The following is an 18,091-nucleotide window of genomic DNA, read 5'->3' on the forward strand; positions in this document are numbered from 1 at the left end:
TCCGCGGACGGGAGACACAATGGTGTTTGCCTGCGTTACCTGAATTTCATGCCCGGTGGGAACCCTTGACATGGATCTCTACGTACTATTACCGGCCACATATCGTCAGGCCGCCTAGCCGCCCCGGGGGAGACTCATGCGTCATTTCGGGCACATCGCCCCTGAGGTGCGGGAGCGCCTCTTCCATCAGGAGCCGTGCGTCTTCACCGCGGACTCCCCGGCCAGAATGCTGGCCGTGGCTCTCGGAGCCACCCTCTACAGCCCTGCCACCAGGCCGAAGCTGGCCGACGACATCGTGAAGCAGACCGGCCGCGGTGTCGTCTCGATGGTGCTGTGCCTGGAGGACTCGATCGACGACGCGGAGGTTCCGGAAGCCGAGGCGAACCTGGTCCGGCAATTCGCCGACCTGGCCGAACGCTGCCCGGACACCGAGCTTCCGCTGCTGTTCGTCCGGGTCAGAGCGCCCGAGCAGATCCCCGATCTGGTCCGGCGGCTCGGCGAATCCGTCCGGCTGTTGTCCGGATTCGTACTGCCGAAGTTCACCGAGGAGCGAGGGATCCCGTTCCTGGAGGCGCTCACCGCGGCCGAGGCCGCGAGCGGGCGACGGCTCTTCGCGATGCCGGTCCTCGAATCGCCCGATCTGCTGTACCGCGAGTCGCGGGCGGAGACCCTCGCGGGGATCTTCCGGGCCGTCGACAAGTACCGCGACCGGGTGCTCGCGCTACGGCTCGGCGTCACCGACTTCTGCTCCGCGTACGGACTGCGCAGGGCGCCCGACATGACCGCGTACGACGTGCAGATCGTCGCGTCCGTGATCGCGGACGTGGTGAACGTGCTCGGCAGGGCCGACGGCACCGGATTCACGGTGACCGGGCCCGTGTGGGAGTACTTCCGCGTCCAGGAGCGCATGTTCAAGCCGCAGCTGCGGCGCAGCCCCTTCACTCCGGAGGCCGAGGACCTGCGCGCCCTGCTGATCGAGCACGACATGGACGGTCTGCTGCGGGAGATCTCCCTCGACCGGGCCAACGGACTGCAGGGCAAGACCTGCATCCACCCCTCGCACGTCCTGCCCGTGCACGCCCTGTCCGTCGTCAGCCACGAGGAGTTCAGCGACGCCCAGGACATCCTGCGGCCCGAGCGGGGCGGCGGGGGCGTGCTGCGGTCGGCGTACACGAACAAGATGAACGAGGTGAAGCCGCACCGCGCCTGGGCCGAGCGCACCCTCCAGCGCGCCGAGGTCTTCGGCGTCGCGAACGAGGACATCGGCTTCGTGGAACTGCTCGCCGCGGGAATCCCCGGCTGACGCCCCTCTACGCCCACCGACATTCGCTGACACACAAGGAATCCATGAACAACGCTGTGAACGACGGGGGCGGGGCAGGGGTCTGGTCCGCGACCGGATTCCGACCCGGGACCAAGGCCGGGGCCGGCGCGGGCCCCGGCGCCGGGAGCCCGTCCGGGACGCCGGGCGGAGCCGACGGTGACATCTGGTCCGGATGCTGGGTCGCCGAGCGGCTCGGCGTCGAACTCGTCGGGGACGAGGGGCTCGGCGAGCTGCTCGGACTCGCGCTGCGACGCAACCCCAAGCGCGCCCATCTGCTCGTATCGCACGTGCTCGGCAAGCACATACCCCAGTCGCCCGCCGTCGTGTACGGGTACGGATTCGCGCTCGGGCTCCGCGTACGCGACCTGCTCGGCGAGGACGAGGCGCGCCGGGCCGTCGTCCTCGGGTACGCCGAGACGGCCACCGGGCTCGGACACTCCGTCGCGGACGGCGTGGGTCTCGCGCCCTGCCTCCACTCGACACGGCGCCCGGTCGACGGCGTCGCGCGGGCGGGCGGCTTCGAGGAGTCCCACTCGCACGCCACCTCGCACCTGCTGCTCCCGGAGGACCCCGACCTGCTGGCCGGCGACGGCCCGCTGGTCCTCGTCGACGACGAGTTCTCCACCGGCAACACGGTCCTCAACACCATCCGTGACCTGCACGAACGCTATCCGCGCGACCGGTACGTCATAGTCGCCCTGGTCGACATGCGCTCGGCCGCGGATCTCGGACGCCTGGAGGACTTCGCCCGCGAGATCGACGCCCGCGTGGACCTCGTGACGGCCGCCTCCGGCACCGTACGGCTCCCCGAGGGGGTCCTGGAGAAGGGCCAGGCGCTGGTCGCGCGGTACGAGTCCGAGGCGCAGGCCTCCGCCGGCTCCCAGTCGTCCGCCGCCGCCCCGTCGTCCGGCGTCCCCGATTCCGCGGGCCGCGAGGGGCAGGCCGCCCCGGAGGGGCTCGCCCGGCCGGCCCTCCGTGTCGAGCTGGGATGGCCCGCGGGGATACCCGACGGCGGGCGGCACGGCTTCACCCCCGAGCACCGCGTACGCTTGGAGGGCGCCCTGCCCGCCATGGCGGCCCGCATCGCCGAGGCGCTCCCGTCCGACGCCCGCCGCGTCCTCGTCCTCGGCTTCGAGGAACTGATGTACGCGCCGCTGCGGCTCGGCGTCACCCTGGAGAAGCTGACCGACGCCGAGGTCCGCTACTCCACGACCACCCGCTCCCCGGTGCTCGCCGTCGACGACCCCGGCTACGCCATCCGCACCCGGCTCGTCTTCCCCGCCCACGACAGCCCCGCCGACGGCCCCGGCGAGCGCTACGCCTACAACGTCGCGGGCGCCGGCTTCGACGCCGTCGTCGCCGTGGTCGACTCCGCCGCCGACACGCCCGAACTGCACGCTCCCGACGGCCTGCTGGCGCGGCTCTCCGCGCACACGCCGAGCGTGCTGCTCGCCGTCGTCCCCTCGTACACACCAGAACGGCCGTCCACCGCGTCGCCCACTGAAAGGCCATCCATGCTGCCCGAGCCCCTCCGTGGCCCCGACTTCTCCTCGTACGCACCTGACGAGGTCGGCTGGCTGCTGCAGGATCTCTCGGACACGAAGCTGGAGGCGCCGACCGAGGAGCGCGAGGAGGCCATCCAGAGCGGCGGCGCCCACTACGCGGAGTCGCTCCCGGTGGAGTACCAGCCGAGCGACGCGTACCAGGAGCTGTTCCACAACGCGCTCGCCGTCTCGGCCACCCGTATCGCCCAGGCCGTCGGCGTCGTCACGGAGACCGTGCTCGCGGAGCGGTCCCCGCGTCCCGTCCTCGTCTCGCTGGCCCGCGCCGGCACCCCCGTCGGCGTCCTGATGCGCCGCTGGGCCCAGCACAGGCACGGCCTGGACCTCCCGCACTACGCCGTCTCCATCGTGCGCGGCCGCGGCATCGACGCCAACGCGCTGCGCTGGCTGGCCGCCCACCACGATCCGGCCGACATCGTCTTCGTGGACGGCTGGACCGGCAAGGGCGCCATAACCCGCGAACTCGCCCAGGCCGTCGAGGAGTTCGAGGCCTCCGACGGCATCACCGGCTTCGACCCGGAGATAGCGGTCCTCGCCGACCCCGGCTCCTGCGTGCGCACGTACGGCACCCGCGAGGACTTCCTCATCCCCTCCGCCTGCCTCAACTCCACGGTCTCCGGCCTCATTTCCCGTACGGTCCTCCGCGCCGACCTGGTCGGGGAGCACGACTACCACGGCGCGAAGTTCTACCGCGAGCTCGCCGCCGCGGACGTCTCCGTCGCCTTCCTGGACGCCGTCTCCGACCGCTTCGACGCGGTCGGCGAAGCGGTTGACGCCCAGGTCAAGGAACTCCTGTCCACCGACCGCAGCCCGACCTGGGAGGGCTGGGCGGCAGTCGAGCGGATCAGCGAGGAGTACGGCATCCACGACGTCAACCTCGTCAAGCCCGGTGTCGGCGAGGCGACCCGCGTCCTGCTGCGCCGCGTCCCCTGGAAGATCCTCGCCCGGGCCGGAGCGGGCGCCGACCTCGACCATGTACGCCTGCTCGCCGAGCAGCGGGGCGTACCCGTCGAGGAGGTGGACGAACTCCCGTACACCTGCGTCGGGTTGATCCACCCCAAGTACACCCGCGGAGCGACCGGCGCCGACGGCAAGGCGGTGACGGTCTGATGACGAACGCCGCCCCGATGAGGAACTCCGGTTCACTGCCCACCTCCTCGCCCAGGGTGCTGGTCGCCAGCGATCTCGACCGCACACTCATCTACTCCTCGGCCGCACTGGCCCTGACCATGCCCGACGCGCGGGCGCCCCGGCTGCTCAGCGTCGAGGTGCACGAGAGCAAGCCGCTGTCCTACATGACCGAGACCGCGGCCGGACTCCTCGCCGAACTCGGCGACGTGGCCGACTTCGTACCGACCACCACCCGAACCCGCAAGCAGTACCAGCGCATCCAACTCCCGGGCCCCGCCCCGAAGTACGCGATCTGCGCCAACGGCGGCCACCTGCTCGTGGACGGTGTGACGGACCCCGAGTGGCACGCCTCGGTGACCGAGCGCCTCGCCCGTGAGTGCGCCCCGCTCGACGAGGTGCGCGAGCACATGGAGGCCACCGCCGACCCGGCCTGGGTACGCAAGCACCGCCTCGCCGAGGACCTCTTCGTGTACCTCGTCGTTGAGCGCGAACTGCTCCCCGAGGACTGGGTCAAGGAACTGGCCGTCTGGGCGGAGAACCGCGGCTGGACGGTTTCGCTCCAGGGCCGCAAGATCTACGCCGTACCGAAGCCGCTCACCAAGAGCGCCGCCATGCGTGAGGTCGCCCGCCGCACGGGAGCGACCCTCACTCTCGCGGCCGGGGACTCCCTCCTCGACGCCGACCTCCTCCTGGCCGCGGACCGCGGCTGGCGCCCGGGCCACGGCGAGCTGGCCGACGTCGGGTGGACGGCCCCCGGGATCACGGCCCTTCCGGAACGGGGTGTCGCCGCGGGCGAGCGGATCCTGCGGGAGTTCCTGCGAGAGGTTCGGTAGGGCTGGTGAGGTAGAGGCAGGCGGTGCGAGCGGTAGAGGCGGTTGGCCGACAGCAGGCTGGGTAAGGGCGGTTGGCCGGCGGGCTCGGCAGGGGCGCTCGGCCGGCGGCCTAGGCAGGGGCGGCCTGAGCGGTGGCGGTGCTGGACGGCTCAGGCGGCTGCCTGCTCCTTCTCTTCGGTCTCCTCCTTCGCACGGCGCCGCCCGCCCCGGCCCGGCCTGAACAGCCGTACGCCCGCGAAGAGCAGCACCGCGAGCACCGCCCCTACCAGCACGACCTTCGAGTACGTCGACACATAGCCGGTGACCTCCGACCAGTTCTCGCCGAGCAGATAGCCGGCGAGGACGAAGATGGTGTTCCAGATCGCGCTGCCCAGCGTGGTCAGGCCGAGGAACACGGACAGCCGCATGCGCTCGATGCCCGCGGGCACGGATATCAGGCTGCGGAAGATGGGGATCATCCGGCCGAAGAACACGGCCTTGGTGCCGTGGCGGGAGAACCACGCCTCCGTCTTCTCGATGTCCGAGACCTTCACCAGTGGCAGCCGGGCCGCGATCGCCACCGTACGGTCGCGGCCGAGCAGCGCCCCCACGCCGTACAGCGCGAGCGCGCCTATGACGGAGCCGGCCGTCGTCCAGAGCAGAGCCGCGAACAGATTCATCTGCCCGGTGCTCGCCGCGAACCCGGCGAGCGGCAGGATGACCTCGCTGGGCAGAGGCGGAAACAGGTTCTCCAGGGCGATGGCGATGCCCGCGCCCGGTGCCCCGAGCGTGTCCATGAGGCTGTTGATCCACTGCGGTGCGCTGCTGTCCGCTGCGGCGGCTGCGATGGCTGTCATGCCTCCACGCTAGAAAACCGAAGCTGAAGAGACCCTGAGGACAACCGCAAGGATCGGTGCGGTGGACCGCAGTTTCGAATTGCGGTTTTCCTCAGTGCGCGCGACTCCGGCGCCCGGCTAGCGTGGCGATCATGCGAGATGTGGCACGACGTGGGACGCGGTGCGCGGTGGGGCTCATGACGGGAGCCGCCGCGGCCGCCGTCGAGCTGCTCTTCACCCTTCTCTCCGGCCTCGCCCTGTTACCCGTACTTGCCTGGCCGCGTGGCCGTCAGGCCGTGCTCCGACCGGTGTTCGCGGGGGCGAGGAGACTGACGGAGTTCGAGCGCAGACGGCTCAGGACCTGGCTGAGCGTGTCCGTCTCTCCCGCGCACGAGGACGCGCGCGCCCTGCGCTACATCGCGTGCCGTTGGACGCTCGGAGTTCTGGGCGGCGTCGTGATGCTGTCGGCGGCGCTCGGTCTCGCGTACGGCACGTACTGGATGTACGGCTGGATACTCTCGGACATCGAGCATCCCGGGGCGATAACTCTCGTCGCTTTCGGCGGGCTGTTCCTGCTCTTCCTCGCGGTGCAGGGGATGTTCGGGGTCGTCGAGCTGGAGGGGCAGTTGGCCCGGCACTTCCTCGGGCCCAGCCACCAGGAGGAGCTGGAGCGGCGGATCCTGGAACTGGCCGCGAGCCGCGCCGCAGTGGTGGACGCCGTGGACGACGAACGGCGCCGCATCGAGCGGGACCTGCACGACGGCGTACAACAGCGACTGGTCGCCCTCGGCATGCTGCTCGGCCGTGCCCTGCGAAGCCAGGACGCGGAGCGTGCCGACCGGCTGCTCCGCCAGGCCCACGACGAGAGCGGACAGGCGCTGGCCGAGCTGCGCGAGGTGGCCTGGCGGATCTATCCGACCACGCTGGACGAGGCGGGTCTGCGGGCCGCCCTGGAGACGGTCGCCGAGCGCTCGTCCGTACCGGTACGGGTGGAGTACGAGCTGTCCGCCGAGCCCGGCAAAGCGGCGGCGACCGTCGCGTACTTCGTCGTCTGCGAAGCCGTCACGAACGCGGTCAAGCACGCGTCGGCGCGTCGGATCATCGTCCATCTCTGGGACGCCGGCCATGAGCTGTGCGTACGGATCGAGGACGACGGATCGGGCGGCGCGAACCCCATGGGCAGCGGGCTGTTCGGGCTGGCCCGGCGGGTGGACGCCCTCGACGGCCGGTTCAGTGTGCTCAGTCCGGTGGGCGGGCCCACCGTCATCTCAGCGGAGCTGCCGTGCGTGTGATCCTGGCCGAGGACTCGACTCTGCTGCGAGAAGGCCTCGTACGTCTTCTGGTCGAGGAGGGGCACGAGGTGCTGGCCGCGGTCGGCGATGCCGAGCGGTTGCTGGCGGCCGTCGCCGAGGAGCGACCCGATGTGGTGGTGGCGGATGTGCGGATGCCGCCCACACACAGCGACGAGGGACTGCGCGCGGCCCTGGAGATTCGCGAACGCTGGCCGGACGTGGGCGTGTTGGTGCTCTCGCAGTACGTGGAGAAGCGATACGCGACGGAGTTGCTCACCGGAGACTCGGAGGGGGTCGGATATCTGCTCAAGGACCGTGTCGTCCAGGTCGACGAATTCCTCGATGCGTTGGAGCGGGTGAGCCAGGGGAGGGCGGCCTTCGACCCTGAGGTGGTGCGTCAGCTGCTCGGCCGCAGCGGGCGCGCGGACGTCCTGGAACGGCTCACCACGAGAGAGAGGGACGTGCTGGCGGAGATGGCCCAGGGACATACGAACGCGGCCATCGCGCGACGGATGCACATCTCCCTCAGCGGAGTCGAGAAACACATCAACGCGATCTTCGACAAGCTCGAACTGACGGGAAGCGAGGGGTACTCCCGCAGAGTGCTGGCCGTACTTCGTTATCTGGGGGCCTGAGATTTGAGGGCCTGAGGTGGTCGGCGGGTTGGGCGGTTGACGGGTTGGCCGGTTGGTGGGCAGGCGGCTGCCGGGCCCGGCCCGGTAGGGGGCGTGTCCCGAGGAGGGGCGGGGACCAGGGTGCGGGTTCCCCTCTCCCGGGCGGACGCTGCGAGCCCGGTCCCAGGAACCGGACTCGGAGGAATCCCGGTCCCAGGGGAACCGCGGCCTCGGACGGGGTCAGCCGCAGCAGCCCCCGCCGCAGCAACCGCCGCCGCCCCCGCCACCGGCGCTGGGGCGGGGCGCGGGAGCCGAGGCCGAGCCGCCGACCGCGACCGTCGACAGCAGCTTCACCGTGTCGTCGTGGCCGGCCGGGCAGGCCGCGGGTGCGGACGACTCGGCCATCGGACGGCTCTTCTCGAAGGTGTCTCCGCAGGTCCGGCAGCGGTACTCGTAGCGAGGCATGGGCACAGGTTAGCGGGTGCTCCGCCCGTCTCCCATGGGCCCGGCTTCGCCACCTGGGAGAGCGGACTTGCCTCCAGCGGGAGTGGCTTCGCCTTCCGGGAGAGCGGCGTCGCCCTTGGTTCCTGGCAGGGCCCTTGCCCGGAGGCTCGCCCGCAGTCGCTGTTCGTGGGCGGCCTGCTCGGGGTGGCGGGACCGCCAGTACGGGTTGTCGTGCGGCAGGGCCGAGCCGACGCGTCCGTACATCCCGAAGAACATCAACATCACTCCGACCACAAAGCTGAACAGCACGTTCTGGATGCGGAAGGCGAGGAAGTTGAGGCCGGTGTCGAGGAGAGCGAGGTTCACGAAGCCGCTGAGGATGAAGAGGACACCGAGGATCATGTTGAGCGTCGAGGCGATGTTGCCGCCGATCACCATGCCGGCGAAGAGCAGCAGTCCGACGCAGATCGACAGCACGCTCAGCGCGCCGTTGGTGTTCAGCCCGGCGACCGTGTCCCCGCCGGTGTCGAAGAAGCCGACCTTGTCGATCAGCCCCAGGATGCCGAAGGCGAGCAGCACGAGACCCATCAGCCCCGCGCCGACCCGGTAGAACTTGCTGAGACGGTGATCGACCGGCAGATGCTCATCGAGCCTGATCCGCCGCCTCGGCGCCGTACGAAGCACGTGCGTGGCCATATCCGCCTCCTCTGGTGCGAGCGGAGGCCATACCTAACCTCAGCATCCGCCCGGGACGGCCGGACCGCCACACTTGAGGCAGGACTGCCTGGCGCCGGCCAGAGGAAGCACCTCGCAGGGGCGCAAGGAACTGCGCGACCAGCCCCCCCCCACGGCCCCGCCCGTCACCCACGGCCCGCATGTCATGCACCAGCCCTCGCAGGCTCGCCCGTCACCCACGGGCCCGCATGTCATGCACCAGCCTCCGCAGGTCCGCACATCACCCACGCGGCCTGCATGCCACGCACCAGTCCCGTGGGCGGGCCGCACGTCATTCACCGCCCCCGAGCGGAGCGCTCACGCTCCGCCCCCGCGCTCCTCACGAATCTGCGAAACCACCCGACCCACGGTCCCGCGCACACCCTCCAGCTCGGTCAGGAAATGCCAGTAGTCGGGGTGCCGCCCCTCCAGCGTCCCGATCGCCCGCTCCAGCCGGGCCACCGAGTCGTCGAGCGGCCGCGCGTGCTGGGGGTCGGGCGTATTACGTCCGGACATCGCCAACCGCTGCGCGTCCCGGAGCGCGAACCGCGTACGGTCGATCTCCCGCTGCGGGTCCTTGGACACCTCGTTCAGCCGCCGCAACCGGTCCCCGGCCGCGGACACGGCCTCGTCGGTCGTGTTCAGCAGCGCCCGAACCGTGGACAGCAGCGACGTGGCGTCGGCCCACCGCTGCTCGTCCCGCGCGGTCCGCGCTTCCGCGAGCTTCCGCTCGGCCTGCCGGACGGTCTCCGCGGACTGGTCGGGCACATGCTGCAGGTCCTGCCAGCACGCGGCCGAGAACCGCCGCCGCAGCTCGCTCAGCACGGGCTCCACCTGCCCGGACCGCGTGGTCAGCGCCTGCGCGCGCGTCCGCAGCGAGACGAGGCGCCGGTCGATCTCGGCGGCCCTCTCCGGCAGCCGCTCGGCCTCCGCGCGGACCGCCTCGGCGTCCCGCGCGACCCGGTCGGCGCGCTCCAGCGTCTCCGGTACGCCGTGCTGACCCGCGCCCTGGTTCAGCTTGGTCAACTCCGGAGCGAGGGCGGCGAGCCGGGCGGCGAGGTCGTCGGCCTTGAGCTTCGTTCCCCGTACGGCATCGAGTGCGTTCGACGCGGCGAGCAGGGACTGGCGGGCGCGCTCGACGGCCGGGGCGAGGCGGGCCAGCTGCGTCTCCGCCTTGCCGAGGAGCGATCCGAGCCCCTGCTCGAAGCGGTCCAGCTCCTGCTTGACCCGGGCGAGCTCGTCCTTGGCCTTCGTCAGCTCGGTGCGCGCTTGGGCGGCGACGGAGGCCTCAAGATCGTCGCGGTCGAGGTCGTGGGCGTCGACCGCGCCGATGTACGTACGACTGGCCTCGTCGATGCGGCGGCCGAGCGCGTCGAAGTCGGAGACCGCGCGCCGGGCGGCGGGGGAGTCGTCGACGGCCGTGATCGTCTCGATCGAGATCCGTAGATCGCGCTGCGCGGTGTCGAGTTCGTAGAACGCGGCCGCCGCGGCGTCCTTCGCCGCCTGGGCCTCGGCCCGCTGGCTCTCCGAGCGCCCGCCGAACCATCGCCGTGTGCCGCCGCCGGCGAACGCGGCGGGCAGCGTGAGCGCGAGCAGCGGGAGCGGAAGAAGCACCAGGGCCAGCAGGTCACGGCCAGCACCACGCGCCCCCGTGGGCCCGAACCAGGCACGGGGGCGAGGAACTTGCTGTGCGCATGGCACAAACGGTGTGTACGGCTGCGAAGGTGTCGCCGTCACTTCCCTCTCCCGTGCTGTCATCCGTCCTGCCCCGTGTCATTCTCCCACCAGGTAAGGACGAACACACGGGCCGGTTAGTTCGCGGTACGCACGGTTACTTTCCCGTCCTTCGTGTGGGCGGACACCACATGCGAGCTCCGCTCGTCACGGGGTACGGACACATCCACGGCACCGTCGTCGGTCCCCGTGGCGACGCGGTACGTCGCGTCCGGCAGCCCGATGGTCAGGGAACCGTCGTCCCCGCGCGCCGAGACCCGGTCCGGTACGACGGTGAGGTCGAGCCGCACCGACCCGTCCCGGGTGTTCACGTCCACCCGCCGGGAGTCGACGCCGGTCGCCTCGACCGAACCGTCGTCGGTACGCAGCGTGAGCGCCCCGGCCACGTCCTCGACCCGTACGGAGCCGTCCTTCGTGTGGATGTTCAGCGAGTCCTTGAAACCGCTGGCCTTTACGCTGCCGTCGTCGTCCCTCACGACGACCGCCACGTCACGAGGCACCTCGATGCGGTGCTTGGCCGAGCAGTCGGCGACCACACCCGAGCAGTGCATACGGAGCTTGAGCGTGTCGTCCTCCATCGCCCAGGTCACCTTGGGGTCCCCACCGATCGCGACCCGGCCCTCGAACCAGCGCGTCACCTGGACCTTGTCTACGTCCGAGGCGACCAGTTCGAGCGACGAGTCGTCGGAGTCGACGGTCAGCGTCCGCCCACTGAGCGCGAAGGAACGCTTCTCCGGGTCCTTGTCGTCCCCCGCACTGGCCCCGCACCCGGTGGCGAACACGCCGACGGCGACAACACCCACACCGACAGCGACCAGCGAACGCCGCCGCCCTCCGCCCACGGCCCGGCCGCCCGCGGACCCCGCACCACTACTCGCCGGCCGCTTGCTCGAAGGACGCTGAAAACCACTCATGACAGGACTCCCCCAGATTCGAACGCCCTCGGCCCCACGATGCGGCCCGGACATGCTTCGACCGTACGGATCGGGGGTTCGACGGGGGATCCGGGCCACTCCCGGATCGGGGGTGGGGTAAACCCCCGCACGATGAGGGCTGGGGGAGTGGCCGCCTGGCTCCGGGACCGGGACCGGGACCGGGACCGGGACCGGGACCGGGGTCGAGGTCTGGGCCTCGGTCGGACTCGCGGTCGGGGCCGGGGCCAGGTCGGCATTGGACTGGCATCCGTACTGGGACCGACGTCGGCACCGAGACCGGGGTCTGCCCAGGCATGTGACCAGCTTCCGCCCCGGTAACGGGTTTGCGGGGCACCGCCCCGGGCAATGTAGGCTGTCGACTCGTCCCGGGCGCGTAGCTCAGCGGTAGAGCGCCGCCCTTACAAGGCGGATGTCGGCGGTTCGAAACCGTCCGCGCCCACCAGTCCCAGGACATGAACGAGGCCCAGGTCGACCGGTGTGAATCCGGGGGCCTGGGCTTTGGTCTTTGTGGTGGTTCGCGGCTGTCGGGCCACTCGCATGCCAGTCGGTTCAAAACCCGCCGTGCCGTGAGAAGCTTCGTCTCCATCTGGAGGGGCGGGGGCTGAAGTGCGTGAGTTGGACTTCAAGTATCTGGTCTTCTACTGCCCTCCGGCGGCATTGGCGTTGATGTGTGTCCTGCGCTTCAGAAGCGGGTGGTCCTGGGAGGCCGCAGCGTTCGGTGGAGTGTTCGTGCCTCTAGGGCTGTTTGTCGCTGCATGGGGGGCTCACCTTCTTACTCGCCGATCGAGCGACTGATCGTCGCCGAGCGGGAGTCGGGCCGTGCCGCAGGTGTGTCACATCGTGCGGTCAACCACGGTCGGCATCGGGTTGCCGCAGTCGAGATGGCTCGCTCAGCTGGGATCCCTCCGAACCTGGGGTGACCTGCAGAAGGTCTGATCGGGGACGTGAGACGTGGCTACAAGACCCCAGGAACTCAGCAGCCGCGTTCAGGCATTGGAGCCAATGGTTCTGGGCCGCGGCAGGTGATCCCTGGCGTGCGAGAGCTACGGCGTTCCTGCCGGATGGGCGCGACAAGTAGCCAGTGCCAGTGCCAGTACGAGGGCTCGCTGACTACTCCGCTTCGCGTCGACGGCGTCGAGCGGGACGTCCTCAAGGGTCAGGTCCCGGTCGCCCCAAGTAGCTGCAGTGTGTGCCCCTGTCTCAACAGGCTCCTGTGGCAGGGGCGTTGACCCCGGCCCCGTGTGTCAGCACAATGAGCGCGCGCTATTGAGAGCGCTCTCAAGGTGGATGTGCCTCGTGCGTTCGCCCGTAATCTCGTCCGTATATTCGCCCCGTACGTTCCCAGGGAGAGTCATGGTCGGCAGGCGCGGTCCGGTGTTCAGTCGTCGTTCGCTCATTGGTGCCGGAGTCGGTGTCGGTGCCGCGGTGTTCGCCGGAGCCGGCTCCGGGGTGGCGCACGCCGCCGGGAGTTCCGCTCAGCGGCGTGGGCACGGCTTTCTGGCTGCTGCGATGGATGGTTATCCGGATCATGGGAGTGTTCGTCTGACGCAGAGTTACAGCGATCAGGCGGGGCTCTTCAGCACGGCGTTCACGTATGACAACGCTCTGGCCGTCCTGGCGCATTTGGCGACCCGTACCGCCGACGGGCGGGCCAGGGCCGTGGTGCTCGGTGATGCGTTGCTCTACGCCCAGGAACATGACCCGGTGTACGACGACGGCAGGTTGCGGCAGGCCTACAACGTCGGGCCGTACACCTTTTTCGACGGGTCGCTGCAGCCGGACGGCTTCGTGCGGGCCGACGGCACCGCCAACGTGGGTACGCAGTTCGGGTTCACGGGTACGGCCGTGGGTGACATGGCCTGGGCGGCTATCGCGCTGAGTGCCCTCGCCCGGCGGACCGGGGCCCGCCGTTTTCTCGACGGTGCCGTGCGGATCGGCGCGTGGATCGAGCGGATCGGGCGCACCGACGAACCGCTCGGGGGCTACAAGTTCGGGGTCAACGGGGCCAACGAGAAGTTGCCCTTCACCTCCACCGAGCACAACACCGATCTGGTCTGTCTGTTCGGACGGCTCGCTCTGCTCACGGGCGACCGGGTGTGGCGGGAGCGGCGCGCGCGGGCCGAGGCCTTCGTCAAGAAGATGTGGGAGCCGGCCGGGGGCTTCTTCTACACCGGCACCAATGACGGGGTGACGGTCAACAAGTCCCCGATCCCCGAGGACACCCAGACCTGGACCCATCTCGCCCTCGGCTCCCGGTCGGAGTCCCATTCGTACTCCCGCTCGTACTCACGGGCGTTGGACTGGGCGGCGGCCGAGCTGGCCGTGCTCGACCACGCCGACCGGCGGAACAGCACGGTGCCCGCGGGGCAGACGTACGAAGGGGTCACCTTCAGCTCCGCCAGTCTGGTGGCGAACGAGGACGCCCCGATCGCCGAGTTCCAGCCCAAGCCCGACCGCAACGGTGTGTGGTTCGAGGGGACCGCTCATCTCGCGCTCGCTCTGCGGGACCGGAACGGGCGTGGTGACGAGGCGAGTGCCCGTCGGCTGCTCACCTCCATCGAGCGGGCTCAGGATCTGCTCGGCGCCGGGCAGACCGTCGGCGGCCGTGCGCTTCCAGAGCGTTCCGGTGTCGTCTCGGCGAGCAGCCCGCTCGACACCGGGTTCGGCTTCGGCTACTACCCGTACCGTCACGCCGGGGCGACCGCGTGGTACCTGCTGGCGGCCACGCGCACCAATCCGCTACGGGCATGAACCATGAACCGTGAACGGTAGAACCCGGTCGCGGTCTCAGGGGGCGGAGCGGCCCTCCGGCTCTGCCTCCCGTCCGCGTGCCTCCGTCTCCCGTACGTGCTTGAGCGTCATCCGGGCGTCGACCTTCTCCGCGGCCGCGACCTCCGCCCAGAAGCGGTGGCAGGTCACGAAGACCGTGAGTTCGCGCTCACGCTCGCGGAGTTTCTCCACCTCGGCCTGTTCGTCGGCCGTCCAGCCGGGGGAGGCGGGGCGCTCCACCTTGCGCCAGCCGTGGTCGTCGCTGAATCCGTCCAGGGGCTCGACCGACCAGGGGAGCCGCTTCAGGAGGGCCAGAAGCTCGGCCCGGACCTGATGCAGCTCCTCCTGACCGGCCAGGAGGTCACTCGGGAAGTCATAGGTCGTAGCCACGCGACAATGCTACGCCTGTTCGATTTTGGGATGCGAGTTCCTTGGGGGACTTCACGCGAATGTGTCGCGGCGGCGGCCGACGCCACGGCCACGGCACCCTGTCGGGCCCCCTGGCGTTGTCGGCCCCCTGGCGATGTCGGACCCCCGTCCTAGGGTGGCCACCATGGACAGCGCAGAGACATCGCAGGTGAGACTGCATGCATGGGCGGAAGGCGACTTCTGGCTTCTGCAGAGGGCCAACAGCCCCGAGATGATGGAGCACTTGGGCGGTCCGGAGACCGAGGAGAAGCTCATCGACCGGCACCGGCGTTACATCGGCCTGGGGCCGGGGCGCATGTACCGGGTCACGTCGGCGGACACCGGTGACACCGTGGGCTCGATCGGCTTCTGGGAGCGGGAGTGGCGGGGCGGGACGGTGTGGGAGACCGGATGGGGGGTCCTGCCCGAGTTCCAGGGGCGCGGGTTCGCCGCGGCGGCGGCCCGCGCGGTCGTCGAAGAGGCGAGGGCGGCCGGAGAGCACCGGTACCTTCACGCGTTTCCGAGCGTGGACCACCTCGCATCGAACGCGGTCTGCCGCAGCGCCGGATTCGAACTGCTCGGCACGGCCGAGTTCGAGTACCCGAAGGGCCACTGGATCACGTCGAACGACTGGCGGGCGGACCTCGGCGAAGGCTGACGCGGGGCCCGAAGCCCCTGGTTGTTTCCTCCGCGATCCGTGGAGAGGCGTCGGCGATCCGTGGGGGCGCCGCCGTTCCCAGGGCGCGATGTCAGTGCCGCGCGCGAGACTGGACGTATGTGCCGCAGCATCAAGACTCTCCGACCGCCCGTCCTGCCCGAAGAGGCCACGGACGAGGACATCCGCGCCGCCGCCCTCCAGTACGTCCGCAAGGTCTCCGGCTTCCGTGCCCCGGCCGCGCACAACCGCGAGGTCTTCGACCGCGCGGTCGACGCGATCGCCGAGGCGACGGCCGAGCTGCTGGACGGCCTGGAGATACGAGGGCAGAGGGCCACCGGCAGCCAGGCCGACAGCAGCCGCCAGGCCGGCTGACCGGCGCCCGCCGAACGAGGACCGTCCGAGACGCGTGCAGCTACCGGTGTACCCAGCCGCTGGTGCACTCAGCCGCTGGTGCGGCCGGCCAGCGGTGCGGCCAGTCGGCGGCGCGCCCACCCGAGGGCGCGCCCGCCCAGGCCGCGTACGCCTCAGGCTCCCGGGCCCGCCTCCGGCACCTGTACCTGCACCGGCAGGTGTACCTCCACCGGCACCTGCACCTGCACCTGCGCCGGTACCGACACGGGCACAGGTGCCGGTGACGGCCGTCGCATCAGGAACGCCGCCCCCGCGCCCGCCCCGAACAGCGCCACAAGCGAGACGCCGGTGGCGAGCCAGGTCGCGCCCAGCCACTGGCCGCCGAAGTAGCCGAGGGCGACGCTGTACGCGGCCCAGGCGAGCCCCGCGAGGATCGACCACGGCAGGAATTCACGTACGCGGCGGTGCGCGGCGCCCGCGCCGAGCGAGACGACCGAGCGGCCGGCGGGCGCGAAGCGGGCCAGGACGACCAGGGCGCCGCCGCCGCGTGCGAGGGCCGCGCCGAGACGTTCCTGCGCACCTCTCAGGCGGCGGGAGCGGGCGATGGCGCGGTCCAGGCGCTCCCCGCCGCGCCAGGCCAGCCGGTACGCCACCAGGTCGCCGAGGACCGAGGCCGTCGCGGCGCAGAGGGTCAGCGCGAGGAGGTCCGGCACGTGCGCGGTCGGGATGTCCGGCACGTGCACGGCCGCCGCGCCGGTACCGGCCGCGGCCGCCGTCGCCGCCGTGATGACGAGGACGCCGCTCGGCAGTACCGGCAGAAAGACGTCTAACAGGACCGACAGAGCCACCACGGCATAGATCCATTGGCTGTAGATCCAAGGGCTGCCGGACAGCGACCCCACACTCTCAAGCACCCGTACTCCCCTGTGTCTCCCCCGTAGGCCCGAACCGTGCCGTGACCGCGATGTCGCGGGGGAGCGGCAGGAGCGGCCTGTGACAGCCATACAGCGTACGCCTCGGGTCCGACAGGAGATCCACAGGGGGCACGTGCGTTCGCCACATCATGTTCACCCGGCTGCCGCTTCCCGGCGGGCGGCCCGACGCCGCGTCCCGTACCAACGGAAAGGGGTGACCAACGGTGTGAGGAGCGGAACCGGCGATGGCGTCAGGAACAGCGGCAGTACGAACAGGGCGGACAAGGCGAACGGGTCGGACAGGAAGAGCGGGAGCGGTGGGGCTCGTCGTCCTGGCGTTGGCGTCTGCCGCGCTCGCGACCGGTGCGGGTGGTGCCTACGGTGCGGGTGGTGCCTACGGTGCGGCCGGCGACGGCGGCACGGTCGAGGCGGGCGGCGGCACCGGCGGCAAGCACGGCTACTCGATGCGGACCGACGCCCGTTTCGCCCCGCCCGGCGCCTTCGTCCCGTCGGCGGCCGTCACGTACGACATGAGGCTCGTGCCCGCCGGCTCGTGGATCGAGGTGGGCCAGCGCAGTGCGGAGCGCGGCGCCACGACGGTGAAGCTGCGGGTGACCGGACTGAAGGCGGGGCACGAGTACGGCGCGCATGTGCACCGGAAGCCGTGCGGCGCCGATCCGGCCGCCGCGGGCGGGCACTACCAGCACCGGCCGTCCACGGACCCCGCCGACGTGAACCCCGGCAACGAGGTCTGGCTCGACTTCACGGCGGACTCGCGTGGGGCGGGTGCGGCGAGTGCGCGGCACGACTGGAACTTCCGGTTCGGTGAGGCCGCGTCCGTTGTGCTGCACGGTGAACAGGGTGGCTCGGGCGTGCGGTTGGCCTGCTTCACGGTGCCGTTCGGCTGGAGGTGAGTGGTCTGCTGACCCGGTGTTCGTCTGCGGGCGCGTCGCGGCTGGTCGCGCGGTTCCCCGCCCCCTGAGGGGCGCGGGCCCTCGCCGGACGACGGCACGCGCACCCCGATGCGAACCGTGGTCATGACGACGGCGCCCGCCCCCGGTCGGCAGGGGCAGGCGCCGGTCGTACAGGTGGCGGGGTGTCAGGCCGCGATCGGCTCCGAGGAGCGCTTCTCGGTGGACGAGGACGAGCGGCCCGCGAAGAACCGGTCGAGGCCGAACGCGCCCGAACCGGTGAAGACCAGCAGGAGCATCGACCAGGAGTACATGGCCGCGCCCTCGCCGTTGTTCCTGATCGGCCACAGGTGCTCGGGCTGGTGGACCTTGAAGTACGCGTAGGCCATCGCGCCCGACGCGATGAACGCCGCGATGCGGGTGCCGAGGCCGAGCAGGACCAGGGTGCCGCCGACGAGCTCGATGACGGCCGCGTACCAGTTGGGCCAGGCGCCGGTCTCGACAGTGGCGCCCTTGCCGTCCATGCCGCCGAGGACGCCGAGGAGCGAGACGGCGCCGTGGCAGGCGAAGAGCAGGCCGATGACTATGCGGAACAGGCCGATGGCGTACGGCTGGGCGCTGTTGAGGCGTCCGGTCATGTGGGGGAACTCCTTCGGTCTGAATCCGGTCCCGGGAAGGGGCC

17 protein-coding genes and 1 tRNA gene are annotated in these 18,091 nt (G+C 70.8%); 10 read left to right on the plus strand and 8 right to left on the minus strand.

From position 1 onward, the window contains the following. The first annotated feature begins 136 nt into the window (after nt 1–136). From OG718_RS37040 to OG718_RS37050, 3 genes are read left to right on the plus strand one after another with little or no spacing between them, the layout of a single operon-like run. Nucleotides 137–1,303, plus strand: coding sequence for an HpcH/HpaI aldolase/citrate lyase family protein (locus OG718_RS37040; protein WP_143631608.1), 1,167 nt, complete (start codon nt 137–139; stop codon nt 1,301–1,303). Between the two features lie 44 nt (nt 1,304–1,347). Continuing rightward, nucleotides 1,348–3,996, plus strand: a complete 2,649-nt coding sequence (locus tag OG718_RS37045) for a phosphoribosyltransferase (RefSeq protein ID WP_328846253.1) — start codon at nt 1,348–1,350, stop codon at nt 3,994–3,996. Continuing rightward, entirely contained in the window at nt 3,996–4,850 is an 855-nt protein-coding gene (locus OG718_RS37050) for an HAD family hydrolase (protein WP_328846254.1), read from the plus strand. Before OG718_RS37045 ends, OG718_RS37050 begins: the two co-directional genes overlap by 1 nt. 149 nt (nt 4,851–4,999) lie before the next feature. Here OG718_RS37050 and OG718_RS37055 read toward each other — a convergent pair whose 3' ends face one another. Then, nucleotides 5,000–5,686, minus strand: coding sequence for a DedA family protein (locus OG718_RS37055; RefSeq protein WP_143631604.1), 687 nt, complete (start codon nt 5,684–5,686; stop codon nt 5,000–5,002). Nucleotides 5,687–5,862: 176 nt separating this feature from the next. On the opposite strand from OG718_RS37055, the gene OG718_RS37060 reads away from it, so the two are divergent. Further along, the gene (locus OG718_RS37060) at nt 5,863–6,957 is read left to right on the plus strand and encodes a sensor histidine kinase (protein WP_328846255.1); all 1,095 of its coding nucleotides are present in this window, start codon (nt 5,863–5,865) and stop codon (nt 6,955–6,957) included. Beyond that, a complete protein-coding gene (locus tag OG718_RS37065) occupies nt 6,948–7,592 on the plus strand; it encodes a response regulator transcription factor (RefSeq protein WP_328846256.1) in 645 nt (214 codons plus the stop codon). The genes OG718_RS37060 and OG718_RS37065 overlap by 10 nt, the downstream gene beginning before the upstream one ends. 219 nt (nt 7,593–7,811) lie before the next feature. Here OG718_RS37065 and OG718_RS37070 read toward each other — a convergent pair whose 3' ends face one another. From OG718_RS37070 to OG718_RS37085, 4 genes are all read right to left on the minus strand, one after another. After that, the gene (locus OG718_RS37070) at nt 7,812–8,036 is read right to left on the minus strand and encodes an FmdB family zinc ribbon protein (protein WP_055616513.1); all 225 of its coding nucleotides are present in this window, start codon (nt 8,034–8,036) and stop codon (nt 7,812–7,814) included. A 9-nt stretch (nt 8,037–8,045) separates the two neighbouring features. Continuing rightward, nucleotides 8,046–8,711, minus strand: coding sequence for a DUF4383 domain-containing protein (locus OG718_RS37075; protein WP_306940306.1), 666 nt, complete (start codon nt 8,709–8,711; stop codon nt 8,046–8,048). 336 nt (nt 8,712–9,047) lie between these two features. Next, nucleotides 9,048–10,466 carry a hypothetical protein gene (locus OG718_RS37080; protein ID WP_328846257.1) on the minus strand — a complete coding sequence of 473 codons (1,419 nt, stop codon included), beginning with the start codon at nt 10,464–10,466 and terminating at the stop codon, nt 9,048–9,050. 74 nt (nt 10,467–10,540) lie between these two features. Further along, on the minus strand, nt 10,541–11,377 hold the full coding sequence (locus OG718_RS37085; RefSeq protein ID WP_328846258.1) for a DUF4097 family beta strand repeat-containing protein: 837 nt from the start codon (nt 11,375–11,377) through the stop codon (nt 10,541–10,543). 388 nt (nt 11,378–11,765) lie between these two features. Between OG718_RS37085 and OG718_RS37090 the strand changes: the two genes are divergently transcribed. Continuing rightward, a tRNA-Val gene (locus OG718_RS37090) sits at nt 11,766–11,840 on the plus strand. A gap of 911 nt (nt 11,841–12,751) precedes the next feature. Continuing rightward, nucleotides 12,752–14,149: a Tat pathway signal sequence domain protein gene (locus OG718_RS37095; RefSeq protein WP_143631591.1), complete on the plus strand. Its 1,398-nt coding sequence runs from the start codon at nt 12,752–12,754 to the stop codon at nt 14,147–14,149. Between the two features lie 36 nt (nt 14,150–14,185). On the opposite strand, the gene OG718_RS37100 is transcribed toward OG718_RS37095, so the two are convergent. Then, nucleotides 14,186–14,557, minus strand: coding sequence for a hypothetical protein (locus OG718_RS37100; protein ID WP_143631588.1), 372 nt, complete (start codon nt 14,555–14,557; stop codon nt 14,186–14,188). Between the two features lie 163 nt (nt 14,558–14,720). Here OG718_RS37100 and OG718_RS37105 point away from each other — a divergent pair, with 163 nt between their 5' ends. After that, entirely contained in the window at nt 14,721–15,233 is a 513-nt protein-coding gene (locus OG718_RS37105) for a GNAT family N-acetyltransferase (protein ID WP_306940309.1), read from the plus strand. 117 nt (nt 15,234–15,350) lie between these two features. After that, entirely contained in the window at nt 15,351–15,605 is a 255-nt protein-coding gene (locus tag OG718_RS37110) for a DUF2277 domain-containing protein (protein ID WP_143631582.1), read from the plus strand. A 152-nt stretch (nt 15,606–15,757) separates the two neighbouring features. On the opposite strand, the gene OG718_RS37115 is transcribed toward OG718_RS37110, so the two are convergent. Beyond that, complete coding sequence (locus OG718_RS37115; RefSeq protein ID WP_328846259.1) at nt 15,758–16,498, minus strand: DedA family protein; 741 nt, start codon at nt 16,496–16,498, stop codon at nt 15,758–15,760. A gap of 317 nt (nt 16,499–16,815) precedes the next feature. On the opposite strand from OG718_RS37115, the gene OG718_RS37120 reads away from it, so the two are divergent. Further along, entirely contained in the window at nt 16,816–17,412 is a 597-nt protein-coding gene (locus tag OG718_RS37120; protein ID WP_328846260.1) for a superoxide dismutase family protein, read from the plus strand. Between the two features lie 185 nt (nt 17,413–17,597). On the opposite strand, the gene OG718_RS37125 is transcribed toward OG718_RS37120, so the two are convergent. Further along, entirely contained in the window at nt 17,598–18,047 is a 450-nt protein-coding gene (locus OG718_RS37125; RefSeq protein ID WP_143631575.1) for a DoxX family protein, read from the minus strand. Between the last annotated feature and the right edge of the window lie 44 nt (nt 18,048–18,091).

Origin of the sequence: Streptomyces sp. NBC_00258 (assembly GCF_036182465.1) — a bacterium.
GTDB lineage: Bacteria > Actinomycetota > Actinomycetes > Streptomycetales > Streptomycetaceae > Streptomyces.

What these genes read in the sequence shown, in the direction of transcription:
- OG718_RS37040 (WP_143631608.1), top strand. Translation starts at nt 137, where the DNA reads ATGCGTCATTTCGGGCACATCGCCCCTGAGGTGCGGGAGCGCCTCTTC.
- OG718_RS37045 (WP_328846253.1), top strand. Translation starts at nt 1,348, where the DNA reads ATGAACAACGCTGTGAACGACGGGGGCGGGGCAGGGGTCTGGTCCGCG.
- OG718_RS37050 (WP_328846254.1), top strand. Translation starts at nt 3,996, where the DNA reads ATGACGAACGCCGCCCCGATGAGGAACTCCGGTTCACTGCCCACCTCC.
- OG718_RS37055 (WP_143631604.1), bottom strand. Translation starts at nt 5,686, where the DNA reads ATGACAGCCATCGCAGCCGCCGCAGCGGACAGCAGCGCACCGCAGTGG.
- OG718_RS37060 (WP_328846255.1), top strand. Translation starts at nt 5,863, where the DNA reads ATGACGGGAGCCGCCGCGGCCGCCGTCGAGCTGCTCTTCACCCTTCTC.
- OG718_RS37070 (WP_055616513.1), bottom strand. Translation starts at nt 8,036, where the DNA reads ATGCCTCGCTACGAGTACCGCTGCCGGACCTGCGGAGACACCTTCGAG.
- OG718_RS37075 (WP_306940306.1), bottom strand. Translation starts at nt 8,711, where the DNA reads ATGGCCACGCACGTGCTTCGTACGGCGCCGAGGCGGCGGATCAGGCTC.
- OG718_RS37085 (WP_328846258.1), bottom strand. Translation starts at nt 11,377, where the DNA reads ATGAGTGGTTTTCAGCGTCCTTCGAGCAAGCGGCCGGCGAGTAGTGGT.
- OG718_RS37095 (WP_143631591.1), top strand. Translation starts at nt 12,752, where the DNA reads ATGGTCGGCAGGCGCGGTCCGGTGTTCAGTCGTCGTTCGCTCATTGGT.
- OG718_RS37105 (WP_306940309.1), top strand. Translation starts at nt 14,721, where the DNA reads ATGGACAGCGCAGAGACATCGCAGGTGAGACTGCATGCATGGGCGGAA.
- OG718_RS37110 (WP_143631582.1), top strand. Translation starts at nt 15,351, where the DNA reads ATGTGCCGCAGCATCAAGACTCTCCGACCGCCCGTCCTGCCCGAAGAG.
- OG718_RS37125 (WP_143631575.1), bottom strand. Translation starts at nt 18,047, where the DNA reads ATGACCGGACGCCTCAACAGCGCCCAGCCGTACGCCATCGGCCTGTTC.